Genomic DNA, 4,865 nt, shown 5'->3' with positions numbered 1-4,865 from the left:
GATCTTCGTCGCGCCCAGCAGGTCGCGATAGATCGTAAGGCAAGCCTCGATGGAGGGCGTGGCGATGCCCACGTGATTCAAAATTCCGATCATGCCGACCCTATACCGCGCGCGTGCCCCTGTGGCGAGATCGATCGGTTGGCTCACGCCTGCGGGGCCACGAACGCCGCGCCTGTCGCCATCAATTCCGTAACCTGCGCCTCCGGCACACCATAGTCCGCAAGCACCTGCCGTGTGTGCTCCCCCAGGTCTGGTGTGGGCAGCTTGAACCCACCCAGCGTACGGCTGAAATCAGCGTAGGTGCGCGCGCTGACCCCGGGCCCGAGCCTCGGATGTGTCCAGGGCGCCATATGGCCGTTTTCCCAAAGCCAGGGATCCTGCAGCGCTTCATCGAAGCGCCGAACCGGGGTAGCCACCGCCCCCGCCGCCAGCAGCGAATCCACCACCTCGTCGCGCGCGCGTGACGCCAGCGTCGCCTCTATACGGACCGCCAGGTCACCGTCGCGGGTTGCCGCCAGCGCGTCACTACCAATGTCGATACCCAGCACCTGTCCCACGGCCGCGGCCTCGGCCTGCGTTTCACAAGCCAGTGCGATCCAGCCGTCCGCACAGGGATAGTACCGATGCAGCGCCCGCAAACCCAGGCAATCGCGACCGCCCAGATCGCCGGCCGGTCGCCCGGCATAGTCGACCATGTCACCCAGTTGATAGAGCAGGCTCTGTGCGAGCAGACTGGAAACGATCTCCTGTCCTTCTCCCGTGGTCTCGCGAGCGTTCAGCGCGGCCACGACGGCGGCGCTCACCACGGCGGCCGTGGCGATGTCGTTCACCGCGATCGTGTAGAGCACCGGATCGTCGTCGCCGCCCTGGGCGGCCATCATCCCGCCTTCGGACTGCATCAATGGATCAAAGCCCGGCAGGGCGGCGCGTGACCCGCTGTCGCCATAGGCGTTGATCGAGCATGAGATGATCCGGGGGTTAATCGCCTTGAGCGCCGGATAGGTGATGCCCAGCCGATCCCGAACCCCCAGTCGGTAGTTGTCGATCACCACGTCGGCCGACCGCACCATGTCCAGAAAAGTATCGCGCGCCGCCGTCTGCTTCAGGTCAAGCCCCAGGCCGCGTACCCCGCGATTGTAGACCAGGAACTGCGATCCATCGGAGCGGAACGGGTCGGCTTCCGGACCTTCGATCTTGATAACCTCGGCGCCAAGGTTGGCCAGGATGGTCCCGGCATAGGCGCCTGCGATCACAGTTCCGAGGTTCAGCACCTTGATCCCGGCCAGCGGCGGACCGCTACGCCTCGGCTCTGCGACGACCGGGACCTTTGAAGGCCAGGCGGGCGGCGTTCCCACAGCTTTGGGCAACCCGGCGATCCGGGCCGGCGTAGCGCTGAGGCGCGCAGGCGGCGCCGGCATGGCCACCTCGCCAAGCACCGGGTGATCGAACACGAGGCGCATGCCAGCCTCTGCCACGGCCTCGCCCGCCATCCAAACCTCACGCCGACGTACTGGTGCGCAGGGCACATCATGGGCCTGAAGCAGCGTCAGCCACTCGTCGCGCGGACGGGTTTCGAAGATGCCGATCAGCATCTCGCGGGCGCCAACCATGTCCTGTTCCAGCACCTCGAACAAGTCGCCCAGTTCCAGCGCCTCGAAGGCTTTGCGATAGAAGTTGGTGAAGAGCGTGCCCAGGAAAAACCATTCGTCGTCAGCGCACTTGTAAAGGCGGTAACGAGGATTGGCCCCCGGCGGGGTGCCCCGCGGCAGAGGTTCGATATTGTCGAATCTCATCGGCGGCGCGCATTCGGCCGAACCATGCAATCCGCTGACTGTAACGGCTTGCCCAATCCCGCTCAGGGTCCGCTCAAACAGCGCGGCGCCGATAGCGGTCGCGCCCAGAACCGCCTGCGACGAATGCGCGATCGGTAAAACCATATGAACCGGGGTATCGCCCCAGGCGCCCTGGCGAAAAGGCATGGCGGTGAGCGCCGCCAGCAGGCTGTGATGCCCGGGCAGGTCACTCCACCGACCCGAGGTTCCATAGGGCGGCATCCAGGCGTGGATCAGATTGGGATACGCGGCGGTCAGGCTGTCGGCATCCAGACCCAGCGCCTTCAATCGGGTGGGTCCGAGATCGAACAATGCCACGTCAGCGCCGGCGATCAGCGTGTGTGCCGCCGCAATGCCCGCCTCGGCCTCAAGATCGAGAGTGGCCACCTGCTTGTTGCGGTTCCAGGCCAGATACCCGGGGTGATCCTTCAGCCGGTCGCCGCCCGGCGGCTCCACCTTGACGATCTCGGCTCCGAAATCCCCCAGCAGCATGGCGGCCATGGGCCCGACCATGCCCTGGCTGAAATCGACAATGCGAACGCCTTTATAGGCCGTCATTCCGGCACGCCTCCCAGCCCCGTTAAGCGGCGCGGTTCCCGCGTCTCGCAGAGGGCATCAAAGCCGGGGTTGGCGTCCAGAGCAAGCGGCCTTAGGTCAGACTCGCAGCACCGTCGTCTCGACCACCGGCCGCCGACCCCAGATCCGCTGGCTAGCCTTCTTCACGCCGCGAGAGATGGCCTTCTCAATCAGCTCGTCCTGTTCAAGCTCGTCGCCCTTGATCCGCTTCAGCGCCGTCTCGGCCTCGTCGGCCAGGTCGTTCAGAACTTCGTCGAGATGGTCTTCACTCTCGGTAGGCAGGCCCAGCGCGCGCACCTGGGGCCCGGATACGATTCGCCCGCGCTCATCCAGCACCACCGACACCGCCAGCATACCGTTGTAGGCCGCGTGGCGGCGCTCGCGCAGTGCGTCGCCGTGTTCCCGCACCACGACACCCGCGTCCACATAGAGCCGGCCAGCCGCCACCTCATCGATGATTTCGGCGCGCCCGGGAGCCAGCCGCACCATATCGCCGTTGCGCGGGGTCACCTGCTGCGGCACCTGCAGATCACGGGCGAAGGCGGCGTGTTCCATGAGGTGACGCCGCTCACCATGGGTCGGCACCGCTATTTCAGGCCGCGCCCAGGCATACATCTGCGCCAGCTCATCACGACAGGGGTGGCCCGAGACATGGATGCCCGGATGGTCGCGTTCGGTGTAGAGGCGCACGCCGCGCTCGGTCAGCTTGTTCTGCAGGTTGCGGATCGGGATATCATTGCCCGGGATCACCCGGCTGGAAAACAGACAGGAATCATTGGCACCCAGCTTCACATGAGGGTGTGTTCCCTCAGCGATCCTGGACAGCGCCGCTCGCGGCTCGCCCTGGCTGCCGGTGCAGAGATAGAGCACGCCCTCGGCAGGCAGACGCTTGGCCTCTGAATCCTCGATGAAGGGCTTGATGTCCGTCATCAGACCAACCGATTTCGCCGCCGCCGCCATCCGGTGCATGGATCGGCCCACCAGACAAACCCGTCGCCCATTGGCCTCGGCGGCCCGGATCACGCTGTCCATTCGCGCCACGTTGGAGGCGAAGCAGGCCACCGCCACCCTACCCTTCAGCGAGCCAATCAGCGGGATGAGGGTCTTGCGGACGTCTGCCTCGGAGCCGGCGTGACCGTCTACGAAAACGTTAGTGCTGTCGCAGACCATGGCCAGCACGCCCTCGTCGCCCAGCTTACGGATGGCGTCGATATCGGTGGGTCCGCCCAGTAACGGGTCGGGATCAATCTTCCAGTCGCCGGTGTGCAGGATGGTGCCCAGCGGTGTACGGATCGCCAGACCGTTGGGCTCCGGGATCGAGTGCGTCAGGGTGATCAACTCAAGCTGGAACGGTCCAAGTTCGATAGTCCCACCGAGCGGCACTATGGTGATTTCGGCCTCGTCCAGCAGATCGGCTTCACGCAGCTTTTCGCGCAGGATGAATGCGGTGAAGGGCGTCGCGTAGATCGGAGCCTTGAATCGGGGCCAGAGGTGAGCGACCGCGCCAATGTGATCCTCGTGGGCGTGAGTCAGCACGATACCCAGCAGGCGGTCGGCGTTCTGCTCCATGAATTCAGGGTCGGGCAGGATCACTTCGACGCCCGGCGTAGTCTGGTCACCAAACGTCACACCCAGATCCACCACGATCCATTTGCGGTCGTCGGGTGGGCCAAAGCCGTACAGATTGAAGTTCATTCCGATCTCGTTCGATCCCCCCAGCGGGAGGAAGACAAGTTCGTCGTTCTTGGATTTTGCCATCAGGCCTTCGTTGAATTGCGGCGCCAGATTTCCAGCATGCCACGGATGGTGAGGTCGGGGTCGAAATGGTCGATCGTTGTCGTCGCGCCATGGAACAGAGAGGCGACCCCTCCGGTTCCGACGACGGTCATGGGACGGTCCCACTCCCCCTTGATGCGCGCGATCAGACCCTCGATCAGACCAATATAGCCCCAGAACACGCCAGATTGCATGGCACCGACCGTATCCTTGCCGATTATTCGCTGTGGCTTCTGGATGGCAATGCGCGGCAGCTTGGCGGCAGCCTGGTGCAGCGCCTCCATGGACAGGTTGATTCCTGGCGCAATCGCACAGCCTTCGAGACCTCCGTCGGCCGCCACGATGTCGAAGGTGGTGGCCGTGCCGCTGTCGATGACGATCAGGTCTCCGGGGTAGACGATGTGCGCGCCCACAGCGTTCACCAGACGGTCAGCCCCGGCTTCGGACGGCTTCTCGATCCGAACCTCGATGCCCAGGTCGACGTTTTCGCCGATCACCATCGGCTCCACGTGAAGATATCGACGGGCCAGATTGCGCAGATTAAAGATCGACTGAGGCACCACGCTGGAGATGATGCAGCCATCGAATGCGCTCATGGCTAGACCCGCCATTCCCAGGAGCTGAGATAGCCACACTGCATACTCATCCGCCGTCCGGGTGGAATGGGTCGCCGTTCGCCAC

The 4,865-nt window shown here is 64.4% G+C and carries 3 protein-coding genes and 1 pseudogene; all 4 read right to left on the bottom strand.

The genetic code is table 11. The features are described 5' to 3' along the window. Positions 1–93 (bottom strand): annotated as a pseudogene (locus ACIQ42_RS15980) (methylmalonyl-CoA epimerase); the annotation flags it as partial. A gap of 50 nt (positions 94–143) precedes the next feature. Further along, entirely contained in the window at positions 144–2,390 is a 2,247-nt protein-coding gene (locus ACIQ42_RS15975) for a CaiB/BaiF CoA transferase family protein (RefSeq protein ID WP_397423237.1), read from the bottom strand. A gap of 96 nt (positions 2,391–2,486) precedes the next feature. Then, on the bottom strand, positions 2,487–4,166 hold the full coding sequence (locus ACIQ42_RS15970) for a ribonuclease J (RefSeq protein ID WP_397423236.1): 1,680 nt from the start codon (positions 4,164–4,166) through the stop codon (positions 2,487–2,489). After that, positions 4,166–4,865 (bottom strand): type III pantothenate kinase (locus tag ACIQ42_RS15965; RefSeq protein ID WP_397423235.1); only part of this gene is annotated, 700 nt, incomplete at its 5' end. The genes ACIQ42_RS15965 and ACIQ42_RS15970, both read right to left, overlap by 1 nt.

It is taken from the genome of Phenylobacterium sp., from assembly GCF_044372605.1.
In the GTDB taxonomy this organism is placed as follows: Bacteria; Pseudomonadota; Alphaproteobacteria; order Caulobacterales; family Caulobacteraceae; genus Phenylobacterium.
The sequence above is the reverse complement of the archived record's forward strand: the minus strand, read 5'-3'. Positions and strand labels throughout refer to the sequence as shown.

Excerpts from the sequence above, each read along its gene's own strand:
- ACIQ42_RS15975 (WP_397423237.1), bottom strand. The coding sequence starts at position 2,390 with ATGACGGCCTATAAAGGCGTTCGCATTGTCGATTTCAGCCAGGGCATG.
- ACIQ42_RS15970 (WP_397423236.1), bottom strand. The coding sequence starts at position 4,166 with ATGGCAAAATCCAAGAACGACGAACTTGTCTTCCTCCCGCTGGGGGGA.